9 protein-coding genes are annotated in these 26370 nt (G+C 36.9%); all 9 read left to right on the forward strand.

From position 1 onward, the window contains the following. The first annotated feature begins 21 nt into the window (after positions 1-21). Entirely contained in the window at positions 22-204 is a 183-nt protein-coding gene (gene rpmG, locus ACH3PA_RS11975) for a 50S ribosomal protein L33 (RefSeq protein WP_416443908.1), read from the forward strand. A 6-nt stretch (positions 205-210) separates the two neighbouring features. Continuing rightward, positions 211-363: a DUF4295 domain-containing protein gene (locus ACH3PA_RS11980; protein ID WP_416443906.1), complete on the forward strand. Its 153-nt coding sequence runs from the start codon at positions 211-213 to the stop codon at positions 361-363. Positions 364-495: 132 nt separating this feature from the next. Further along, the gene (ftsY, locus tag ACH3PA_RS11985) at positions 496-1446 is read left to right on the forward strand and encodes a signal recognition particle-docking protein FtsY (RefSeq protein ID WP_416443904.1); all 951 of its coding nucleotides are present in this window, start codon (positions 496-498) and stop codon (positions 1444-1446) included. Between the two features lie 153 nt (positions 1447-1599). Further along, complete coding sequence (locus ACH3PA_RS11990) at positions 1600-3246, forward strand: amidase family protein (RefSeq protein ID WP_416448193.1); 1647 nt, start codon at positions 1600-1602, stop codon at positions 3244-3246. Between the two features lie 113 nt (positions 3247-3359). Further along, complete coding sequence (gene rimO / locus ACH3PA_RS11995; protein WP_416448194.1) at positions 3360-4661, forward strand: 30S ribosomal protein S12 methylthiotransferase RimO; 1302 nt, start codon at positions 3360-3362, stop codon at positions 4659-4661. Positions 4662-4955: 294 nt separating this feature from the next. Further along, positions 4956-13877 carry a malectin domain-containing carbohydrate-binding protein gene (locus ACH3PA_RS12000; RefSeq protein WP_416448195.1) on the forward strand — a complete coding sequence of 2974 codons (8922 nt, stop codon included), beginning with the start codon at positions 4956-4958 and terminating at the stop codon, positions 13875-13877. A 448-nt stretch (positions 13878-14325) separates the two neighbouring features. Continuing rightward, entirely contained in the window at positions 14326-24615 is a 10290-nt protein-coding gene (locus tag ACH3PA_RS12005; RefSeq protein ID WP_416448196.1) for a cadherin domain-containing protein, read from the forward strand. 107 nt (positions 24616-24722) lie between these two features. After that, the gene (locus ACH3PA_RS12010) at positions 24723-25130 is read left to right on the forward strand and encodes a hypothetical protein (RefSeq protein WP_416448197.1); all 408 of its coding nucleotides are present in this window, start codon (positions 24723-24725) and stop codon (positions 25128-25130) included. Next, entirely contained in the window at positions 25120-26370 is a 1251-nt protein-coding gene (locus ACH3PA_RS12015; protein WP_416448198.1) for a hypothetical protein, read from the forward strand. The genes ACH3PA_RS12010 and ACH3PA_RS12015 overlap by 11 nt, the downstream gene beginning before the upstream one ends.

Below are 26370 nucleotides of genomic sequence, written 5' to 3' on the forward strand. Positions count from 1 at the left end.
ACGGCATAAAAGTATAGCATTATGGCAAAGAAAGGCAACAGGGTTCAGGTAATACTTGAGTGCACAGAGCACAAAGCTTCTGGTAAACCAGGAACTTCAAGATATATCACTACCAAAAATAAAAAGAACACTCCAGACAGGATGGAAATTAAAAAATTCAATCCTATCTTGAACAAGATGACTGTTCATAAAGAAATAAAATAAGAAGACATGGCAAAGAAATCAGTAGCAACATTACAGACAGGCTCTAAGCGTTTGACCAAAGCCATTAAAATGGTAAGATCACCTAAAACAGGTGCTTATACATTTGTAGAAGCTGTTATGGCTCCAGAAATGGTAAATGACTTCTTAAACAAGAAATAGTCATTATTTATATAAAGTATAAGCCGTTGCGTGTTGCGCAACGGCTTTTTTTATTTTTAGATGACAATATTTCAGATTAGCGTTAAAAGGCAATACTTTTGTTAAAGCTAATTAACTGTTCATCACCAATACATGAGTTTTTTAAAAAAGATATTTTCAAAAGATAAAAAGGAGACCCTTGATAAAGGGCTTGAAAAGTCAAGTGCTAATTTCCTTTCAAAACTAAGCAAGGCTGTTGCCGGAAAATCTAAAGTTGATGATGAGGTTTTAGATGATCTGGAAGAAGTACTTGTGAGCAGTGATGTAGGTGTCAATACTACAATAAAGATCATTCAACGTATTGAAGAACGCGTCTCTCGCGATAAATACTTAGGTACAGACGAGCTTAATAAGATTTTGCGTGAAGAGATCGCGGGTCTTATGAGTGAGACTAATAGTGGTGATGCCACAGAATTTACAGTTCCTGCAAAGAAACCTTATGTGATCATGGTGGTAGGTGTAAATGGTGTAGGTAAAACGACTACCATAGGTAAACTTGCTTATCAATTTAAAAAGCAGGGCAAAAAAGTTGTGCTGGGTGCTGCAGATACTTTTAGAGCGGCAGCAATAGACCAACTACAAATTTGGGCAGATCGTGTAGATGTGCCAATTGTAAGACAGCAAATGGGAAGTGATCCTGCTTCGGTTACTTTTGATACCTTGCAGAGTGCTGTTAAAAACGATGCCGATGTGGTGATCATAGATACTGCGGGCAGATTGCACAATAAAGTCAATCTTATGAATGAGTTGACAAAAATTAAGCGCGTTATGCAGAAGGTTGTTGCAGATGCTCCAGACGAAGTTCTTTTAGTTCTAGATGGTTCTACAGGGCAAAACGCTTTTGAGCAGGCTAAGCAATTTACAGCGGCTACAGAAGTTACTTCGCTTGCTGTTACTAAACTTGACGGAACGGCAAAAGGCGGGGTTGTAATTGGTATTAGTGATCAGTTTCAAATACCTGTAAAGTACATAGGCGTAGGTGAAGGTATAGAAGATCTTCAGGTTTTTAATAAATTCGAATTTGTGGACTCTTTTTTTAAGTAATCCATAAAAATAAATCTAATGTAAAAGGTGCTCACTCACGTGTAGCACCTTTTTGTATTTTTAAATACGCATTTCTGTAAAGAATCAGAAAGTCTACTTCAAAACTTATTAATTGCATCAAATCGAGCTTTAAGCGAGTAAACGATATTTTATATGAAACAAATTGTAATTTTTTTAGCCTGTATAGCGCTTTTTTCGTGTAAACAAAATAAAGAAACTCCTTCTGAGGAGGTAACCCAATCTCCCGCAGACACTACTGCGGTAAAAGAGCGAGAATACGCTGTTCTTGATTCAAAAGTGATCAATAATGAGGCTATTTGGGGCGATTTTGATACTGATTTAGGCGATTTTTTACACAGTGATTATAACCGCATAAGTGCTTTAGTTATTGAGAAAACTATTCCCGAAATTAAACAATCAATAGCAGATGGAGATCTTACTTATGAAGACCTGGTGCTTTTTTACTTAAGCCGAATTAAAAAATTTGACCGTGAGAATGATCTTTCATTAAATTCTGTTATTGCCGTAAATCCAGATGTACTTGAGCAGGCTAAAGCTCTTGATGAATCGACCGAAGAAATAGATATCTATTCAATAAAAGGGATGCCCATTCTTTTAAAAGATAATATTGATGCGGCGGGAATGCCTACAACGGCTGGTGCAGTAGCATTTGAAAATAATAATGCTGATGATTCTTTTATTGTCGAGCGATTGAAAGAAAGTGGAGCGCTTATTCTGGGTAAAGCAAATCTTAGTGAATGGGCATATTTCTTCTGTGGTGACTGCCCCAGTGGGTATTCTGCGGTAGGTGGTCAAACGTTGAACCCTTATGGTAGAAAGATACACGATACAGGAGGTTCAAGTTCAGGAAGTGGTGTGGCAACAGCTGCAAATTTTGCAGTCGCTGCAATAGGTACAGAAACTTCAGGATCAATTTTATCACCATCGAGTTCAAATTCTGTTGTTGGGCTTAAGCCTACAATAGGTTTGTTAAGCAGAGGAGGAATTGTCCCTATTTCAAGCACGCTAGATACGCCCGGCCCCATGACCAAGTTTGTAATAGACAATGCGATCTTGCTTAATGCACTAACCGGTAAAGACAATGCAGATCCTGCTTCTAAGAAATTGAATGCACCAAGAGAAGATTATGTTGCGGGGATAAAAGTGATCGATGACGTTAAACAGTTTTTAAGTGAAAAGCGCCTGGGTTATTTTAAAGGTTCTATGGAAGATACTTTATACGCCCAGGCGGTAAATGATCTAAAGTCTGCCGGAGCTACAATGGTAGAGCTGGAGCGGCAGGATATTAAACTACCACAATTTGGTCGTGTGCTCAATCTCGATATGCAAAAAGACTTGCCAGATTATGTTGAGAAATATGGTGATAAAAGTATATCGCAAAGAGATGTGAAAAGTATTACCACATTTAATAAAGAAGATTCTATTGTTAGAATGCCATACGGTCAAAAATTATTTTACGGCATACTTGCAGACAGCGCTTCGGCTAAAGAATTTGCCGCGATAAAAGATACGTTGCAGACTAACGGGCGTGCCTTTTTTGATATTCCGTTAAAAGAAAATGACCTTGATGCGGTTCTGTCTATTAATAACTACATGGCTGGTTATGCTGCTGTTGCTAAATATCCTGCCATTACTGTTTCTATGGGCTATCAGGAAGATAACAGACCTATGGGGCTTACTTTTATGGCGCCAACCCTTTCTGAAAAAAAGTTATTAGAACTAGCGTATGCGTATGAGTCAATTTCGCATAAGCGAAAGTTTCCATCAGATTATAAATAATCGGGCTTAAAGCCGTAAAAATCGGGTAAAAACAGCTAATATTTTTTCTCATTTGTAAATTCTGATTAAAAGGTTATTCGCCGTATCTTTGCCGTCCCAAAATCTGGAGCATTATGCGTACTAAAACCTTAAAGAAGAATAAAATAAACGTAGTAACCTTAGGGTGTTCAAAAAACGTTTATGACAGCGAAGTGTTAATGGGGCAATTGCGCGCCAATAACAAAGAAGTTGTGCATGAAGAGGAAGGTAATGTTGTAGTTATCAATACCTGTGGTTTTATAGCTAACGCGAAAGAGGAATCTGTAAACACAATACTAGAGTACGTTCAAAAAAAGGAAGATGGTATTGTAGATAAGGTTTTTGTAACGGGCTGCCTTTCTGAAAGGTATAAGCCAGATCTGCAAAAGGAAATTCCTAATGTAGATCAATATTTTGGTACAACAGAACTTCCCGGCTTATTAAAGGCTTTAGGTGCAGATTACAAGCATGAATTAATAGGTGAGCGATTAACTACTACTCCTAAAAATTATGCGTATTTAAAAATTGCAGAAGGTTGCGATCGACCTTGTTCTTTTTGCGCAATACCTTTAATGCGAGGTGGCCATAAGAGCACACCGATAGAAAATCTGGTTATAGAAGCAGAAAAACTGGCTGCACAAGGTATAAAAGAACTGGTTTTGATTGCCCAGGATCTTACTTATTATGGTCTTGATCTGTATAAAGAAAGAGCTCTGGCTAAATTGCTTCGCGAACTGGTTAAAGTTGACGGTATCGAGTGGATACGCCTTCATTATGCATTCCCTACAGGTTTCCCTATGGATGTGCTTGATGTGATGCTCGAAGAGCCAAAGGTTTGTAATTATATAGACATTCCGCTGCAGCATATTTCTACAAAGCTTTTAAAATCAATGCGTCGTGGTACTACTTATGAAAAAACAAATGCGCTGCTAAAAGTGTTTAGAGAGAAGGTGCCGCAAATGACGATACGTACTACTTTAATTGTTGGCTATCCCGGCGAAACTCAGGAGGATTTTGAGTTGCTGCGCGATTGGGTTAAAGAGATGCGTTTTGAACGTTTAGGTTGCTTTACTTATTCTCACGAAGAAAATACACACGCTTATAATCTTGAAGATGACGTGCCAGAAGAAATCAAAATGGAACGTGCTAATGAGATTATGTCTATACAATCACAAATAAGCTGGGAGCTTAATCAGCAAAAAATAGGTTTAGAGTTTAAAGTAGTCATTGACAGAAAAGAAGGTGAGTATTACATTGGTCGTACTGAATTTGATTCACCAGATGTTGATAATGAGGTGTTAATAGATGCTAAAAAGGTCTATTTAAAAACCGGTGAATTTGCACAAGTTAAAATTACTGAAGCAGAGGACTTTGACCTGTATGCAGAAGTGGTATAAATTATTCTTCTTAATTTTAATTTATTATTCTTAAAAATCTAATATTCAATATATTATAATTTTTTCAAGCTTATTTTTTGGAATTATTTTCCAGAGATTTAAGATTAATTGCTTTAACCGATGAAAGTTCCCATTTCATCTAATTCTTAAATAATTCTTAATCAGGTAACTAATCATTAGTTACTTTAGCCCCTGAAAAATTACTTAAAGGGTGATTTTTTAAAGCGTAGTCCCAAATCTACCAAGTCAGCTTTTTGTGAAATGGCAATTGTTTTTAAAACTTAATTGCTGTTTATGATGAAACATTATTACTTCGTTTACCGAAAGGATTTTGTATTTACAATTTTTTGTTTTTTATTTCTAATTCCTGTTTTTTCAGCCGAAAAGACCGATAATTCTGCTTTTTTAGGCGATTTTTCTGTTGCAGAAGCGATTCCTTTTCAGCAGTCGTGTGGTAATATTAGTCCGTATGACTGTAGTGAAATTCCTGTTACCTTACCTCTTTCATTAAATTTTAGCGGAAGCGGGAGTGCCAGTGGTTTTACAATGGTCTCTGCTCCATCTTCCAGATTATATGAAGATGCATATGGGGCTAATTCTACAGTAACGGGATGGAATCCCAACAAGTTGAACATGTCAAATGGATATTTGACAGTTAGAGCTACCCGAGGCTCATTTAATGGGTCTGCTAATTCACAAATGAATGCTCTAGGAGTAGGTCTACAAACTGCATCCGGGCTAATTAATATAGCTGCAAAAATAGCTCAACCCAGATTTGACAGATCATACGGAGATTATGGTCAGGAAGCCGGGATTTGGTACGGCATTGATGAGGATAATATTGCCAAAGTTGTGGTGCAAAAAAGACCTTCATCCTGGTTTTCTTCAAGAAAGCAACGTATACGATTTACAATAGAGCATCGTGAAAATGATGGCTCAATTAAAGTATTTGACATAAATACAGATGATTTTAGCTGGAGTACTTATGGTAATCATGCGCTAAGTTTTCGATTAGAAATAGATCCTGCTACTAAAGAAGCAAGAGCATTTTATACTATAGATAACGGAAACGAAATTCTTGTACAGGAGGATGATGAAGAATTTTTAAACGTACCTTCTAATTTTCTTGCAGGAGTAGATCATGATTCTAATGGTGGTACACCTAATGTTAGTTTTGCCGGTATTGCAACTTCAACAAATGGAGCCAGAAATGGATACTTAGATGTATCATATGATTCATTTAATGTAACACAGGAGCAAACTCTTAATTCAGCTAATAATATAACTTATTTTGAAGTTCCCACACAGCTGGGTGCCGCAGTGATAAATGCTAGCGCGCATACTGTTGAGGCAGAAGTTGAGGTAGGAACAGATCTTTCAAGTCTTGCTCCTACAGTTTTAGTCTCTCAGGGTGCAACTATAAGTCCGGAATCTGGTTTACCTCGTAATTTTACTTCCCCTGTAGAATATACCGTAACTGCTGAAAATGGAAATGTCCAGAGGTGGACTGTAAATTTGAGTGCAGATATACCTGAAGACCTTAGGCTATCTTTTAATAAGAATGCTCTTGATTTTGAGGGAGATTATGGAAGTTCAATTGCCTCTCAATCAGTTAATGTTTCAGCCAATACAGGTTCTCCAGAATTTGCATTGTCTGATGATCCTGATTCCAGCGACTGGTTAATTATGCCAGTAGCAAATTCTGAAAATACATATACACTTGGTCAACTTGAATTTGGTATTCAGGCAGGTCTGTCTGCAGGTACATACAGCACTGTAATTATTGCGACTGATGCTTCAGGTCTAGGATATGAACCTGCCAGTATAACAGTTTCACTAACAATATCTGGTGAAGCGCCTCCTATTGTAGATAATTTTGAAGCTCACATCAACTTTCAGGATAATGCTACGATACCTCCTTCAGGATATTTAAAGGATTATGGAAAAGAATTTGGAAATAATTCAGTAGAAATTGACGGGGAATCTTTTCAATACGGATGGAAAAATTCAGAAACTAAAGTTCCTTTTGATGCTTCTAATGAGGCTGAAAATAATAGTAATGGTGTAGGTAGAAACCGTCTAGGTTCATCTTACACAGGTGCAACAATTCAAGAGCAGTTAGAAGGTACACTCGTTCATTTTCAGGGAGATAATATTTTAAGTCCTAATGGCGCAAGTCAAACCTGGATAACACAGCCCCGGGGTAATGAATTGTATTGGGAGCTTGAAATACCTAATGGTGTTTATCAGGTAACAGTAGGTTTAGGTGATGAAAGCAACGATATAGATAGCAGGCATAGTGCAACAGTAGAAGGTTACACTGTTATACCTGCTTTTATGCCTGCTCAAAAAGAAAATCGCAGTGCTTCTATTGTTGTAGAAGTAACAGACGGACTACTTACTATAAATGGTCTGGGAGGTTTTAATTCAAAAATAAATTATGTAGATGTAATTGAAAGCAATGCAACACCTGTAAGCGGAGTGCTTTCATTTGATCCCAATATACAAAGCGTATTATTACTTGATGGTACTTCAAGTAATTTTAATGCCACATTGGGTGGAGATGGTGCTACTGCAATAGGCATGACAATAAGTGATAATCTTAATTCTGGTAATAAGAATATTACAGATAAAAATGATTGGTTAGCATTACCTGCGTCTTACCAAACTGGAAATTTAGCATTTGAGGTGACAGCTTACAGTGCCACAAATAATGATGCGTTTTTACCTGGTGATTCACGTAACAATGCGGTAGTAGCAACCGCAAAGGGATATAAGCCTGCTGTTTTGGATGTAGATATGTATGTTCAAAATCCGGGAAATCAAGCTCCAACAGTAAAAGACCAGTCTTTTACTGTTTATAAGCAAGCAGCAGAGAATACAGCTCTTGGTATGGTCATGGCAGATGATGTTGATAATGATGTGTTGCATTTCTCAATTATAGGAGGTAATGATTCTGATGTTTTTACAATAGACGAGTTTTCCGGCGCGCTGCAAACAACAGGCAATGCTTTAGATGAAGATGAATATGTTTTAACTGTGGGAGTTAGTGACGGAGAGTTTACTGCTCAAGCTGCAATAAGCATTTCTGTAGCAGCAGATCTTCAGGAATTCAATACGGTTAAAATTAATTTTTCGTTTGCAGATGATGTTCCTTCAGATGATTTTCTAACAGACTCTGGTAAAGGTTTTGGTGACAGGGGGAACAACTATTCTTATGGTTGGCTTACAACCAATTCCCGTCCTGTAGATCTTTCAAGAAATGTTAGGAATCGCAATTTTAGTCAATTATCCATTCTTCAGAATACATTACTACATATGCAATATGGCGATACTGGCGGTGCCAGTGGAGAGCCTATTGAGGGTATATGGGAAATAGGTTTACCAAATGGGGTCTACCAGGTAACAGTGGGTGTGGGTGATCCTAGTATTGACGGAGCTAGTTCTATACCGCATCACAGTATTAATGCAGAAGGTGTTAATATAATTAGTGACTTTGTACCTTCAGGGGCTGCTGGCTCACTTACCAGATTATCTTCTGGCACAGCTCAGGTTTCTATAACAGATGCAAGACTCACCATAGATGCTTTTGGTGGCTTTAATACGAAAATCAATTACATAGAGATAACACCTATTTCTATTGATTCACAGGCATATTTTGTAAATGTTACGCCAGCAGACAATACTTCAGAAGTATTCATCTCAGATTTTCAAATAAATGTTGACGTAATTACTCCGGAAGGCTACGAACTTTTATCTTCTTCATTAATGGGGAATGTAAATTTGTATAAAATTGTAGATGGTGTTGAGACGCTTGTTCCTTCTAACTCTAATGATACAGGAGGTAAAGATGCCATTACGTTAACACCTCTGTCCTTTTTAGAACCTTTTACAGATTATGTTTTCCGAATAGAAAATGTAGAGGCTAACAAAATAGGTGATCTTACAGATAAAATCGTGTTTGCTACATTTGAATCTAATTTTACCACAGGAGCAAGTGATGATGAAGTTATCCCCATACGTGACTTAAGTGGAGTAGAGTTTACTAAAATTCCCGGAGGCGATGCTTTAGGTGAAGGTACCTTAGGGATGCGTTTTTCAAGTCTTGTTATAGGTCCTGATGGTAAACTATATGGCAGTACATTAGGAGATTTTCAGTCTGACGGTCAAATATACAGATGGGATATTGCGGATGATGGAACTCTAGAAAATTTGCAGATATTAAGTCCGCAGCTTACCGGAGCAGATCATCCAGTTAGTGGACCTCGAGATAATAATAACAGATTGATAATTGGGTTGGTTTTTGATCCTAATTCAACTGCAGATGACTTAACTGCTTACGTTACGCACAGTAGCGCAGTCTTAACTGCAGGTCCTGAATGGGATGGTAAGTTAACCAGACTTCATGGTCCAGATCTTTTAGAAACACAGGATATTCTAGAACATTTACCACGATCAATAAGTGACCACATGACAAATAGCATCACCTTTAAAGATGGTGATATATATTTCGTGCAGGGAAGCCTTTCAGCCGGAGGTGCTCCTGATGCAGTATGGGGCAACAGACCTGAAAGTTTGCTTTCTGCAGCTGTTTTAAAATTAGATCTTGATAAATTACCGTCATCATTACCTCTAAGTGTTTATACCACAAGTAATATAAATGTAATAAACACTGCGCCATCAAATGGTTTAACGATGAGCGACGGAAGATATAATCCATACTCGGCAGATTCTCCACTTACAATTTTTGCGACAGGAGTTAGAAACGCTTATGACCTTGTATGGCATTCAAATGGCTGGTTATATATGCCAACAAATGGGACAGCTGGTAACAATGAGACGTCTCCCAATGCACCGGGATCATCAGATTATGTTTTGGCTCGTAGAATAGATGGAGTTACTACCATACCAGATGTACAGGCATTGAGAGGAGGCGAGGCTCAAAAGGATTGGTTATTTAAAACTCAAGGTGGAAGTTATCATGGTCATCCTAACCCATACAGAGGTGAGTTTGTATTAAATCATGGAGGTATGCCATACAGTGGAGTGCCTGGACAAGTAGAACCTAATTACATAGATGTAGCAAAATACCCTGAAACATTAGGACCAGATATTAACTATAGAAGACCTGCGTATGACTTTGGTCTTAATAAATCACCCAACGGCGTTATTGAATACAAAAGCCACGCTTTTGGGGGTAAATTACAGGGTTTATTAATGGTTTGTAGATTCAGTGGGCAGGATGATCTTCTAGTTATGGATCCTAAATCTAATGGTGATATAGCAGAGGTTTATAATAATATACCTGGCCTAAGGGGTTTTGATGACCCTTTAGAAGTTGTAGAAGATGTTAAGTCGGGTAACCTATACATTTCAGAATATGACAGAGACAACAGTGGGGTGGCTCGACTTACATTATTAAGAGCTTCAGCTACGGCGGTTACTGAAAATGCATATCGATTTAATTTTCAAACCGCATCAGATCTGGCAGAATCACCTTATGGATACATAGATGAAGTTGGTGATGCATACGCCAGTCACACTACTCCAGATGGAGATCTTAGCTATGGTTGGGTGCAGGAAGGGTCTACAGTGCCTACAGCTAATACCAGCGGAAGAAATCGCAACAATAGCAATTTTAATGCGCTCAAAAATACTTTTATTCACTTAGGGCATAGGAATACTGTTGCGTATCCTCCTACAGATTGGTTACTAAATATTCCTAATGGCTTCTACAATGTCACAATAAGTGTAGGAGATCCTAACTATAAGGATAGCAATCACGTTCTTGATGTTAACGGGGTCAATGTTATCAATTTTGATCAGCAAAATAATAATCCCAATAATCTTACCCATTTTGAAAATACTGAAGTAGTTGAGGTTTCAGATGGATTATTAAGGTTGAATCTTGGAGCGGCTGGTGATAATACTAAGATTAATTATATAGTAATTGTTCCTGTAGGAACAGAATCTATACCACCTACTGTTGCTGCGCAATTTAATAATGAGGAATTTGTACCAGGTATTTACAAAGGTGATGTGCAAATTGTACTTAATGTCACTGATGAAAGTGGAAGTGGTCTCGCTAGCGTTAACTATGTTTTAGATGGAGGGTCTTCACAAACCTACTCTAATGCTCTATCTGTAACAGATGCAGGGTCTCATACATTAGTTGTCACCGCAATAGATAATAATGGAAATACGTCAATTAAAGAATATGCATTTACAATTGAGGAGGTTTCTAATGCAATTCTTTATGTGGAAAACATGACCAAGATTCCCACAACAGATCGTGGGTTCCCTGCAGATGATTACTATACATTTCATAGAATTGATAACCCGGGTCGTGCCAAAAGAAGAGAGACAAATATTATGAGATTACATAATAACGGATCTCAAAATCTTGTTGTTTCAGCTTTAAATATTTCTGATGTATCAAAATTCACATATGATATATTAGCTGGAGATGATGGGCAGGTGAGTCTCCCATTAACTATTGCAGCAGGTGATTTTAAGGATATAAATATTCTCTTTATTGGTAGCGAAGGGCCAGATGCTAATGCTATTTATAGAGAAACCATGAATATAGTCTCAAATTCTGATGAAGAATCTAACAAAGAGATCATATTACATGGGGCCTACTCTCCAATTCCGGAAGATGTTTTTGAAATACGAAGCCAATGGGTACTAGATGCCTTTGGTTTTGAAACAAGTATGCTGAGCTACGTAAATAATGCTGGCAATGTTAATCCTCCTAATTCTAATCCAAATATACCTAGTTCAGATTATCCCAAAGCAGAAAATGTTAATGCCGGCTTCGAAGGTGACTTGATTATTTCACCTAATTTTGTTCAGGCAGATCCTTCTAAGCCTGTTATAGGATTTCAACTTGCTGCTTTCCATGGCTATACGTCTTACGGTGCAAGATTTGTTAGTGTAAACAATAACAATACTGTTGCGGATATAAACTTTTCACATTTGCCTGAGTACTATCAAACATTTTTCCCTGTTGGGCAGGATGGTGTTAATATTAATTACGGTCGTGCTGAGTCTATTACAGTTCCATTCAGGATCCAGGTAGCGAATTATATAAGCAGTGGCAACAATGGCAATTTGGGCGTTCGTTTTTATAAGGTTAAAGACAGAGATGGTAACGTAGTTCCCAATGAGTATATAGCCATAGAGGATTTTATAGGATCTGGGTGCAGCACAAATTATGGGGGAAACTGTGATTTTCAGGATGATGTCTTTTATTTCGTTAACATTAGACCACAGGCACAGCCATCTGCTCAAAAAATAGATGACTATACAGCGGCTAAAAGTTCTAATTTCTCCTATGACATTTCAAGCTATTTCAATGTTGGTTATGCTGGTAATAAGTTTAAATTTTCAGCTGACATGCCGTCTTGGGCTTCTATTAATGAGAGTACAGGTGTAATAAGTGGTATATCATCTTCTGATTCAGATAATATATATTCAATTCAGGTTTCAGCAACAGATCTAAATGGTTTGGTCGTTACTTCTAATTTTAATCTTATACTGGGAGAAGGGCTCACTGCTGTAGATGATACAGCAAATACAACTGTCAATTCGTCTATTACATTATCTTCTTTATTAAGTAATGATATAGAGTCTGATAATCAAACACTTAGTATAGCTTCGGTATCAAATGCTTCTCACGGTACAACAGTTTTACAATCTGGAAATAGAGTGATTTACACACCGGTAAACAACTTTATAGGTCAGGATAGTTTTACGTATACAGTTTCAAATACGAGTGGTGCCAGCGATACTGCAATGGTAACTATAACGGTGAGTGATTTACCTCAAAGTTCAGGATTTGCATTGCGTATCAATGCAGGGGGGGGCCAGACCACTTATAACAATAAAACTTTTGAAGCAGATCAGTATTATAGTGCTGGTAATTCATACAATAACAGTTCTGCATCTGTACCATCCCTATATCAAACAGAGCGTACCAAAGGGGCTCCTGCATCTTTTAGTTATAATATTCCAGTTCCCAATGGAAAATATAGTATTGCCTTACATTTCGCCGAAATATATTGGGGTGTAAACGGAGGTACTAATGGTGGAAGAGGAAATCGCATTTTTGATGTAGGAATAGAAGGCAGCAGAGTTCTTAATAACTATGATATAATTGCAGATGTAGGTGCAGGAAACCCCACTGTTAAAACATTTGATGTTGTAGTAAATGATGGAACCCTTAATATTAGCTTCTCTGCAGAGTCTTCTGTAGGTGGTGTTGATCAACCTAAGATTTCGGCCATTGAGATTTTAGGTGAGGATTGTGGACCTTTACCAGCAGTTTGGAATAACGCTGATATTGGTGCTGTGGGAGCAGCTGGAGAGGCCTGTTATACAAATGGCGTTTTTGATGTAAAAGCTTCTGGTGCTGATATATGGTATAGAGCAGATGAATTCCATTTTGTATATCAACAGTTACAAGGTGATGGGGAGATTATTGCAAGAGTTGAAAGTCTTGAGAATACGAATGAATGGGCAAAAGCAAGTGTAATGATGCGGAATAATCTTAATGCAAATGCTTCTTCTGCTCAGATAATGCTTTCTCCTAATCCAGATAAAATAGGTATGCCGGGTTTTGTATTTCAGCATCGCAGGAGTGATGGGGCAGATATGGGAGGTAATTCTACCACCCCTGTGACGGCATCATCGGGCAAAGGATACATGAGATTAGTTCGCTCTGGAAATAGGTTTACCGCTTATGTTTCTCAAACTAATGGGAATTGGAGACAAATTGCATCTCAGACCATTTATATGAATAATACTATTTATGTGGGATTGGCAACTACTTCTCATAGCGATGGCAATCTTACTACAGCAACTTACAGTAACGTAAGTGTATTAGGAAGAAGAGGTTCAGACGATGTATCAAATACAAATGTGTCTAAAGCAACACTGGGAATTGATTCGGTACACGATTATAAAATTATCATGCACCCTAACCCTGCAACAGATAAGGTAGAAATCAATATTACAAATCCTCTGATGGTTGTTGATGAAATTGTGATTCATGATCTTAAAGGAAGTGTGGTGGCAGAATATAAGGCTACTACGATCAAAAACGATAATTCTTATGAAGTGCCTATTTATAATCTTGAAGCCGGGATTTATCTGGTAAATGTTATCCAGGATAATGGTACTGTAGATAAACTAAAACTTATAGTTAAACATTAATTTTTTGAATCCCTCTTATCCAAACTTGTGAAGAAAAAGCCTGTATTTATTATACAGGCTTTTTTAATTTTGTTAGGATGGTGATTCCATGAAAGAGGGATTGAGGATAGAAGTAAGTAATATTATTGATGGAGTTAATAATGGAAGCATCAATATTTTTGAGCCTGAATGTTAAAAAAAAATGAAAGAATACCTTGATTGTATTTTTTTACTTAGCTACGTTTAGTCGAAGAAAATCAAGGTTTTATCTAATTGTCATAGCGGTACTCTTCCTGCTTTCTATGTTTGTCTATATTGCATCAAAAAAGGCGCTATTCCTTTGTGATTGAAAAATTAGCTACCCAACTTCCCCTTTAGTGCTTTGCTCAATTTCAGACTAACCATCTGGACAGGTTTGGCATGATTCTCTATTATTGGATATTTAATTTATTGCTTTTGTGAAATGAAAATGAAATTACTCACTATTATTTTTAAGTCGAAATCAGTTCTATTTGCATTGTTCTGTCTCTTATTGACAGGTCAGGTTGCATGGTCATTCTCTTCAGATCCTAAGATTAAAACTCAACCTAAAAATTCTAATGTACATACATATATAGGTCATGATGAGTTTAAAGACGAGTCAAAATCGACAAGAAGTAATGTATCTGTAGCGGTTTCTATAGTTGATTTTAAATTTGAATCGCTTAACAGCTCTCCTGTTGTTATTGATGATGTAAATCATACAGTGGAAGTTGAAGTACCTTATGGTACTAAAATATCATCTGTAAAACCTGAAATTACAGTGTCTCCAAGCGCAACTATTATGCCTGCGTCTGGTGTGTCCAGAAATTTTGCAGATGTTGTCACTTATATAGTAAACAACGGTGGTTCAAGTCAGGCATGGCAAGTTACAGTTAAAACTCTCGAAGAAAATACCTTTGAAGTACATATTAATTTTCAGGACCCATCTTCTTCAGTTCCTACTGGTTATTTAGGCGATAAAGGTGCTGCTTATGGTAATAGAGGTAACAGCTATAATTATGGTTGGATTGATGAAAATACAAAATCTCCCATTGACCTGTCTTTAAATACTAGAAATAGGAATAATTCAACTTTAAGCCTTGTTAAAAATACTCTTCTCCACATGCAGTTTGGTGATGTAGGAGGCAATGGAGGTGTTAATACAGAAGGTGTCTGGGAAATATCTGTTCCAAATGGTTATTACAAAAGTACTATTGGAGTCGGGGATTCTGATGTGGATGGTTCTTCTGCTATTCCTAGGCATAACATAAATGTGGAAAATATTAATGCGGTTGACTCTTTTATTCCAACTGGTGGAGGTGGGTCTTCTTCTAGATTTACTTCAGGTTCTGCTCAAGTTCTGGTAACCGATGATAAATTGACTTTAGATGCAAAAGGTGGATTTAATACTAAAATCAATTCAATTGACATAGTATCTCTTGATTTACCATCTATAAAGAATCAAACGTTCACTGTTTGGTCAGGAGCAGCTGTTGGATCTCAAGTAGGTCAGATAAAGGTAGATGCTGAATCAAGTTTAAATTATGCTATTGTAGCAGGTAATTCTGATTCAAAATTTAAGATTAATCCTCTATCCGGCGAGATCGCAATAGCGGATAATTTGGGCTCTATCGTGTCTCAGTATACTCTTATAGTAGAGGCCGGTGATGGGGCGAATGCAGTGTATGGGGATGTAATTATTAATGTCAACACTAATTCCCCTAGCATCGCTAATGATATTTTAACTTTTGTTCTCGCAGAGCAGACAGAATCGGCTACTATCGATACAGCCGATCATACTATTAACATTCAAGTGGATTATGGCACAGATCTTTCAAATTTAAACCCTTCTATATCAGTTTCTGAAGGAGCTGTGATCACTCCTGTGAACGTGTCTAATTTTACTAATCAAGTAAAATATACTGTAACAGCTGAAGATAAATCAACCATTCAGGACTGGTTGGTAAACGTTTCAATTTTGCAACCAGATAGTTTTGAAGCGCATATTAATTTTCAGGATAAATCGACTTTATCGCCCCCTGGCTATTTGGCCGATTATGGAAAACAATTTGGTTTTTCATCATTAACATCTGGTTCTTATAGCTATAAGTATGGTTGGAAAAATAAAATTACAGAACAACCATTTGATGCTTCAAGTGATGCTGCTGGAAATGGTAATGGAGTGGGAAGAAATAGAATTTCATCATCTTACTCTTCATCTACGATTCAACAAAAATTAGATGGAACTTTAGTTCATTTCCAAGGTGATAATGCTCTAAATGCCGATGCTAGTAGTCAATTATGGAGTTCGCAACCTAGGGGGAATGAATTATATTGGGAAATTGAGATTCCAAATGGTACATATGAGGTAAGAGTTGGACTTGGAGATATAAGTTATGTAGATAGTAGACATAGTGCAACTGTTGAAGGATATACAATTATTCCAGCGTATGCCCCTTCTTTAGGAGAAACACGGCAAGGAACAATGATTGTTGAGGTCACTGATGGCTTACTTACAATAAATGGTTTAGGGGGGTTCAATTCAAAAATAAATTTTATAGACATTACTCCCAGTGGGGGTACGCCGGTTAATGGTTCTCTATCATTTGATTCCTCTCTGTTGGATATAGAATTATCAAATAATACAACTGATTTGTTTTCAACCACTCTTAGTGGAATAGGTGCTGGATATACTGGATATATAGGATTTGTAATTAGCGATAATATTAATTCGGGAAACCAAAATATAACTAATAAGAATGAGTGGTTAGAATTACCAAGTACTTTAAAACCAGGAATACTGAATTTTACAGGGAATACCACCTCCTTGAATATAGGTGATACGCGCTCTAATAAGGTTATCGCTACAGCGAAAGGCTTTAGTCCTGCAGTTGTAAATATTAATATGACTGTGGTAGAGTATGAAAATTCACCTCCATTGGTAGAAGATCAAAGTTTTAAAGTGTGGGCAGGAGAAGATATAGGGCATTTAATTGGAACTGTTGCAGCCACTGATACTGAATCAGACACCTTATCCTTCTCAATCATATCAGGTAATGAAGAAGGGCTATTTAATTTGGATACTGTTTCTGGTGAACTTACAACAGCTCAGCTTATTAATTCGTCTACTAAGCAATATGTTTTAGAGGTTCAAGTTAGTGATCCTACAAACATCTCATCTGGATACTTAACAATAAATGTAAGCGATGTTGTTCCAAGTTCAGATAAAAGCTTTTTGTCGTTTTCTTTACCTTCTCAATCAGAAGATGCCATAATAGATGATACAAAACATGAAGTGAAAATAGGCGTACCATATGGTACCGCTTTAAATAATCTTAATCCCACCTTTAAAATTTCGCCCCATGCTATTATAAATCCCCCAGTAGGTACAGATTTTAGAGCTCCTGTGAAGTATATTATCACGGCGGAAGATGGAAGTCAACAGGAATGGACAGTGAATGTTTTTGAGAATACTCCTTCTGTTGCAAGTTTTGAGGCACATATTAACTTTCAGGATCAAAGCACGATTCCACCATCTGGGTATTTAAAGGATTATGGTAAACAATATGGTAATGCCAGTGTTAAGATAAATGAAACTTCATTTAGCTATGGGTGGAAAAACATGCAGACCGGTCTTCCGTTCGATGCATCAAGCGATGTATCGGGTAATGGAAATGGGATTGGTAGAAATAGAATAGTTTCTTCATATGCTACCTCTTCAAAGCAACAACAGTTAGAAGGTACTTTGGTACATTTTCAAGGTGACAATATTTTAAATCCCGATGGTTCTCAACGTATATGGAGTTCACAACCAAGAGGATCAGAACTGTTTTGGGAATTGCAAATTCCTAATGGTACATATGCAGTTACCATAGGTCTAGGTGATGAAAGTATTGATACAGACAGTCGTCACAGTGCAACAGTAGAAGGATACACTATAATTCCAGCATTTGCTCCTAAACCTTATGAAAACAAATCTGGGACTATTGTAGTTAATGTCAGTGATAATTTATTGACTATAAATGGATTGGGTGGATTTAATTCTAAAATTAACTATGTTGATGTTGTAGAAAGTTCTGATACACCAGTCAATGGAAACTTAGAATTTAATGTGACGGAAGCTAATTTATCGCAAGGAGAAGATGCGGCTAGTACCTTTTATTCTAATTTATCCGGATCTGGAGCTACCGATGTGGGTTTAGTATTAAAAGATAATATTAATTCAGGCGATAATTATAACACCACGTCAAATGATTGGTTGACCCTACCAGAAGCAAATTCTGTAGGCAATTATGGCTTTATGGTAAATACACAAAACCTTACTTTAGGTGATAAACGTACTGCTAATATAGTTGCAAGTGCAAAAGGATTCAAACCCGCGTCATTAGAAGTAAATCTGGATGTAACTGCCTATGAAAATCAACCACCTGTTGTAGATGATCAGTCATTTACGGTATGGAAAGAGGCTGTGGTTGGTACAGCAGTAGGGACTGTCCCTGCCAGAGATCTTGAATCTAATTCTTTTAGTTTTGAGATAGTATCTGGTAATGAGGACAGCATGTTTGCTATTGATGAAAACTCTGGTAAAATCACTACTATTAAATTACTCAATACAGAAACTACTGAATATGTCTTAGTAGTAGAGGTAGGAGATGGTGATAATGTAACAACTGCAAATGTGTCAATTCTTGTCACGGCCAATGTGGTTTCTTATGAACCTATTAAAATTAATTTTTCTACTGCGTCTGATGAACCACCTTCAGGATATTTACGTGATTCAGGAAAAGGATTCGATGAAAGGGGAAATGGTTATAAATATGGTTGGCTCACCAAAAATAAAGAGCCTATAGATCTCTCTTTAAATACTAGGAGTAGAGGGCTTATCGGGTTAACAGATCTGCAGAATACGCTTATTCATGTTCAGTATAATAATGTTAACGGAACCAGTGGGGTTGCCAAAGAGGGTGTTTGGGAAATAAGTGTACCTAATGGTGGGTATAAAGTGACGGTAGGAGTTGGTGATGGTTCAATTGATGGTACCGGAACGACTCCGTCACATACCATAAATGCCGAAGGAGTTAATATTATTAACGGATTTGTTCCTAGTGGTGAATTAGCATCAAGTAATAGATTTGCCTCAGCAACTGCTGAGGAAGTATTGGTAACTGATGGGCGCCTTACGATCGAAGCTTTCGGTGGATTTAATACTAAATTGGATTACATCGAAATTGCGGCCACATCAATTGCTTCACAACCACATTTTGTTAACGTTACACCTAAGGATAATAGTAGAAATGTACTTATAAGAGATTTTCAAATCAATGTTGAGGTAATTATTCCAGATGGGTATGAAATGGATGCAGGAACTCTTGAGGGAATTCAATTATATAAAGTAACACCTGGAAATGAAGTTTTAATTCCTTCTAATTCGAATGATACTGGTGGTGGTGATGCAATTACTTTAACACCTCTTGAACCCCTTGAAGAAAATACTAATTATGTTTTTAGAATAGCGGGAGTAGAGGCTAATAGAATTGGTGACGTTGAAGACCGTTTACCTTTTGCAACTTTTCAATCAGGTTTTACAACAGGAGATAAGGATGAGAACGTTAATTATATAAAAGATATAAGTGGAATTGAATTTACTAAGGTTTCAGGGGGTCCCGATTTGGGTGAAGGAACATCTGGAGAAAGATTTTCAAGTCTTGCTATAGGGCCGGATGGAAGATTATATGCTAGCACTTTAGGTAATTTTAGTGATGAAGATGGTAAAATTTATAGATGGAATATAGAGGATGATGGGACTTTAAGTAACCTCAAAGTTTTAACTCCAGACTTAAGAGGTTCTTCTTTTCCTACAATTCCTGGAATTGATAGAAATAACCATACCCGTCTCATTATAGGCTTTACTTTCGATCCATCATCTACTGCAGATAATCTTATAGCATATGTTACGCATAGTATGGCAGCATTATCAGGAGGTCCGGAATGGGATGGAAAGATCACGAGGCTTTCAGGGCCTGATCTTTCTCAGGTTCAGGATATCGTTGAGCATCTTCCAAGATCTGTAGGTGATCACTTTACAAATGCCATCGCTTTTGATGAAAATGGAGATATGTTTATTAGTCAGGGTAGTAATACGGCCGGTGGCGCTCCTGATGCTATATGGGGTAATCGACCAGAAAGGCTATTATCTGCTGCTGTACTTAAAATTGACATCGATAAGTTAAATGCTTTACCAAGTCTCCCTTTAAGTGCATATACCACAGATAATATTGATGTTATCAATGCTGGTGTAAATACAAGTAGTATAAAATTGAGTGATGGGACTTATAATCCCTATTCGCCTAATTCTCCTTTAACTATATTTTCAACAGGGTATAGAAATACTTATGATTTACTGTGGCATTCTAATGGTTGGTTATATGCTCCTACTAATGGTACAGCGGGTAACAATAGTACTTCTCCTAAATCACCTAGTAGCTTGAATTATACTTTTGCACATAGGATAGATGGTTTGACTGCGGATGAAATGCCAGATATTCCGGCATTAAATGGTGGGGAGACTCAAAAGGATTGGTTATTTAAAACTCAAGGCGGAAGTTATCATGGTCATCCTAACCCATTAAGAGGTGAGTTTGTGCTTAACCATGGGGGCCGGCCCTATAGTGGTTTACCCGGTCAATTTGAATCATCATATGTTGATGTAGCGAATTATGGAGAATTAATAGGTCCTGATCCTAATTATTTGGAACCGGCGTATGATTTCGGAAAAAATAAATCCCCAAATGGAGTTATTGAATACAAGAGTGATTCCTTTGGAGGAAGGTTACAAGGTCTTATAATGGTTTGTAGATTTAGTGGTCAAGATGATATTATGGCAATGTATCCAGACTCAAACGGGGATATTGCTGAAACTTATAATAATATTCCGGGGTTAGGTGGTTTTGATGATCCACTGGATATTGTTGAGGATCTTAAGACAGGAAATTTATATATATCAGAATACGACCGAGATATGAACGGAGTTCCTCGTTTAACTCTGGTCAAGGCTAATGAACCCGCTTCAGGCAAAGACAAACTTGTTGTTACGCCGGAAGAGATGATTTTTGAAACAACAGTAAATGACGATGGTCCACAAATAGATGAGGAAATTTTAAAAATACAAAACTCAGGTAATGAGCCTGTTAAGATATCCAAAATTTATATAAATGGAAATTTCGCATCTGAGTTTGAAATTACCCCTATAACAGAAGCTATTTCGCTCAGTCCTGGAGAAAGTCTAAACTTTTCTGTCGTTTTTACTCCAGAGTTAAAAAATACATCATTGGGCTATCAAGATGCTAATTTGGTAATACTAAGTAATGATAAAGTAAACCCAATGCTGAATATCGGGCTTTATGGTCTTAAGAAAGAGGGTTATGGCGGTGGAGCGGAGCCTATTATTCAAGATATTGTAAATGTGCTGGGGATAGGTATAACTACAGGTTGGACAGATCAATTAATCATGCCATATACTCCTAACCTAAGAGGTGACGAGGTAAAAGGTGAAAAATGGATTAAAGCTGGTCCGGGAGAAGTAAAAATAACACCTGTAGCAAGATACTCAAATAAACATGCTTTACCATTTGGTTGGTATACAGATGATTCTGGATCATTAGAGCGAACTACTCTTGCATCACTTGCTTCAGATAATGCTAATTCACAAACTCTTTATCCTGAAATAAGCTCTGGAATTACAAATTTTGATCCAGCTGGAAATGTATTTGGATTTTATATTCAAACTTATGCTGGTATAACCTATACAGAAGATATCTTAAATGAGGTTGAAAACAATCATTTAACAAGAGTTTACCCTGTAAAGGATAGGAAAGGAAATTTAATAAAAGATAGTTATCTACTTGCTTATGATGATGCAAATGGTGATTATAATGATTTTCTTTTTATCGTAGAAAATGCAAGACCATATGAGGAAGGGACTTTGGTTCTTAGCTTCGATAAGCCGGGAGTGGGCTATGTCAAGTCTGCGAAGCAGGATTTATTAAGAAAAGAAAGTTTAGTACTTTCATCAACATCTCAAATAACAGGCTCAGAGATAACTTTATCAGCAACAGAGGATTGGATAATTCTTCCGAATACTTTTAAATTAGATACACCTATAGAGATTGATGTTAACGTTGAAAATTTAGCCGTAGGTACTTATAGAGGTCAGGTAATAGCAAGTGCCCCCAATTATGAGAGTGCTTCTGCCGTAGTTGTAGTAGATGTGACAGAAGAAGATGTGTTTACATATCTATTTAACTTTCAAACATCAAGCGATTTACTGTCATCGCCTCCAGGTTATACTGATGATGTAGGTGAGGCTTATAGCTTGCAAAGCAGTGTGGTGGGAGATTTAAATTTTGGATGGGTTAAGCCAGGAACATTAACACCGGCAGAGAACCTAAGTGCCAGAAATAGAAATAACGTTAAGTTTGGCCCCTTATTAAATACATTCACACATCTTGGTCATCCAAATCAAAGTGCTAATCCAACCTTGAACTGGCTTGCTGAAATTCCTAATGGTTTTTATGAAGTTAAAATTAGTGTTGGAGATCCTAATTTTATGGATAGTAATCATGTTTTGGATGTAAATGGAATAAATATTATTAATTTCAATCAGGCTGATAATAATCCGGAAGGACTTACCCATTATAGTAATACAGAATTGATAGAAGTTTCTAATGGTATACTGCGTCTTTCTTTAGGAAGGGGAGGACTCAATACAAAAATGAATTATATTGAAATAATTCCATTCAACCGGGGCTTACTAACTCCTTTAATCACTGCATCTTTTGATGGTCTTAATTATGATGAAGACACATACAGAGGTAATGTTAATGTCTCTCTTAGTGCCGAGGTTCGAAGCGGTAGTGATGATATCAAAATAGAATATGTTCTAGATGATCAGGCACTAATAATATATAATGGCACATTCAAAGTTTCAGCTGCTGGAGAGCACATACTTAAGGTGATAGCCACTGATGGTTTTGGAAATATTTCAAATGAGAAATTCAGCTTTGTAATTGAGCCGGTAACTAATGCAATATTAAAAATTGAGAATATGACAAAAATCCCATATCTCAAACGATCATTTCCAGCAGATGACTATTACACATTCCATAGATTAGGAAACCCAGGGCAAGCTTTGGATAATGATACAAATGTTATGCGTTTGCATAACAATGGCAGTGGTAATTTGGTTATTTCAGATTTGATTATTTCAAATATGAATGCATTTACCTATAGTATACTTCCTGCAAATGACGAAGCCGTGACATTTCCATTAACAATTGCGCCTGGTAATTATAGAGATATAGAAATTTCATTTATAGGTAAGACTACTGATTTTACTAATAAAATGTTTAAAGAAAGCATTCAAATAGTATCCAATGCAGATAATGGTTCAGAGGGAATTGCAACTTTGCATGGAGGCTATTCACCAATACCGGAAAATAACATTGAGATCAATGCACAGGAGGTATTAAATGCATTTGGTTTTAAAACAAATATGCTTAGTCTAGTGAATGATCAGGGTACAATTGATCCGCCTAATTCTTTAAAATATAGGCCAAGTTCAAATTATCCTAAAGCTGCGAACGTAGATGCAGGTTATGAAGGAGATTTGATATTATCTCCTACTTTTGTGCAAGCTGATCCTAATAAACCTATCTGGGCAATACAAATGTCAGCATTGCATGGGAGAGGCTCAAATGAGGTAAAATTTGTTGAGCCAAATAGTACAAATAGATCAACAGGAAGTATAGCTATGGTTCATAGTGAGTACTACTATCAATCCTTATTGCCCAGAAATACCGGCAATGAACTGCTTAATTATGGCTATTCTAAATCTGTTCCGAATCCTTTCAGGATTGCTGTTAACAACTACTTAACCAGTGGTGGTAATAATTTAGTCGGCGCTAGACAGGATCTGTTAGGAGTCAGGGTTTATAAAGTAATTGATCAAAATGGAAATCTTATACCAAATGAATATATTGTAGCCCAGGATAACATTGGGAATGGTTGTGGATCTGGAGCCGCTAATTGTGACTGGCAGGATAATACAATTTACTTCATTAATATAAGACCAGAAGGCAAACCATCTGCATCAAAAATAGACTCTTATCTCGTTGCAACAAATTCTTATTTTGCCTATAATATCAGAGGATTCTTCAATAATGGGTATCCCGGTAATGAATTAAGTTTTACTGCGACACTTAGTGATGGTTCGCCCTTACCAGAGTGGTTGAGTTTAGATAATGCCACAGGCGTCTTCAGTGGAATATCGCCTTCATCAGTAGGTCTTAATTATAATATAAAAGTTACGGCAACTGATCTTAATGGTTTAATGGCATCACCAGATAGCTTTACTTTCTCTGTAGTAGAAGAATCAGCTCTAAGCAAAGAGAAATTAGCTTCATACAATCCTACGATGTTAAAAGATACAGACATAGTTATGTATCCTAACCCGGCGGCAGATAATGTAAGTATTACCATTGCAAACGGTGCAATTTCCTTAAAACAGATTGCGATACAGGATCTAAGGGGAAGCACAATTCAGGCTTTCGATCCCGCTAAGGTGAAAGAGGGGCAGCAATATATTTTGCCAGTAGAGAAATTCCAATCAGGAATATATATTATATCTCTTACTCAGGATAATGGGTCAACTCAGCAACTAAAACTTGTTATTGAACATTAATTGAAAATTTCTAAAGGATAGAAAAAGGAGGCATTTGCCTCCTTTTCTTTTTGTCATATTTCTATAAAATACTTTTGTTATATTAGTTATCATTTAGTCAACTTAATATGCAGGTAATTGAAGGAAGAATTAATAGAAAAAAAGCTGGACTTTGGATCATCTTGGGTACGCTCTTTATAGCTATCAATTTTTATAGGTTAATCTTTGAAACCTCAAATAAGATTATATTAGTCTTCCAACTTATTGTTGGTTTTTGCTGGGTGTGCTACGGAATATATCAACTGAAAAATAATGTGATAAAAATTAAGTGGGATCATCATAAGCTTACCATAAAATATTTAGATAGAAAAGCTATTGAATATAATGCTAAGGAAATAACATCATTTGTTGTAACTCGAAATAACCTTATCGTTAATTCAGGTAAAGCTAATGGCGAGATGATCGAGATCAAGTTTTTCAATTCAAAACAAAAGCAAGAACTTCAACTGCTTCAGAAAGAAATCAATGAAATATAAAAATTTAGTATCACCTCCATTTATACTTATACTATTATTAGCGTTTACTTGTTGTAAGAACGATAATAAAATCGGTTCAAAAAGCACCAAAAATGAAGATTTAGGGCTAAAAATCACCACTTCTCCTGCTACCGGGATAACTTCAGAACCTTCTTTGTTTTCTAGTGATAATTCTGTTTTTCTTAGTTGGGTAGAAAAGACAAATGACAGTCTGTATACCCTGTTGTATTCACAAAGTCGAGATTCCGTTTGGAGCAATCCAGACACCATTGCAAGCGGCACAGACTGGTTCAATAATTGGGCAGATTACCCGATTTTTTCCGCAAATAAGGAGGTTTTTATAGCTCATTTTTTACAGAAATCAGCGAGCGGTAAATACACTTACGATATAAAGTATAAAGTAAAAGCAGCAGACGGTACCTGGGGGCATTCAATTCTGTTAAATGAGGATCATGTGCAGGCAGAGCATGGCTTTGTTTCGCTAATGCCATATGGCGAAAATTTCATCGCTTCCTGGCTCGATGGCAGAAATACTGTAAATGAGAACAAAGCACTCAATCAAATGACCGTTCGAGCAGCTATTATTAACCCGGAAGGGAATAAATTAGAAGAATATCTTATTGATGATCGTGTTTGTGATTGTTGCCAGACGTCAATTGCGGTTCCAGATGATGGTCCTGTAATAGTTTACCGTGATCGTTCTGAAGATGAAAAAGAAGTGAGAGACATTAGTATCGTGCGTTTACAAGATACAATTTGGTCTACGCCAAAGGTTATTTCAAAAGATAACTGGCAACTTAACGGCTGTCCTGTTAATGGTCCTCGAGCGAGTGCTTATAAGAATACAGTTGCCGTAGCATGGTTTAGTGCTGCTAATGACAAACCTAAAGTGCAAATAGTATTTTCAGGGAATGGTGGGGAATCATTTGATCCTGCAATCAGGCTTGATAGTGGTAAACCAATAGGTCGTATAGATGTTGAAATGTTAGATGAGAATACAGCAGTGGTTTCGTGGTTAGAAACCGTAGCAAGTAAAGATGTGATCGTGGCTATGAAAGTTAATAAAGAAGGTGTAAGATCTCAACCTATACAAATAGCAACGTCAAGTGCAGAACGCTCAAGCGGCTTTCCACAAATGGCATTGCTAAATGATCATTTATACTTCGCATGGACAACAAATCTTGAGAATAAGTCATCTGTAATCACGGCTATTTTCCCTGTATCTGATTTTACCGAATAA

Source organism: Leeuwenhoekiella sp. A2, assembly GCF_047946655.1.
Lineage (GTDB): Bacteria > Bacteroidota > Bacteroidia > Flavobacteriales > Flavobacteriaceae > Leeuwenhoekiella.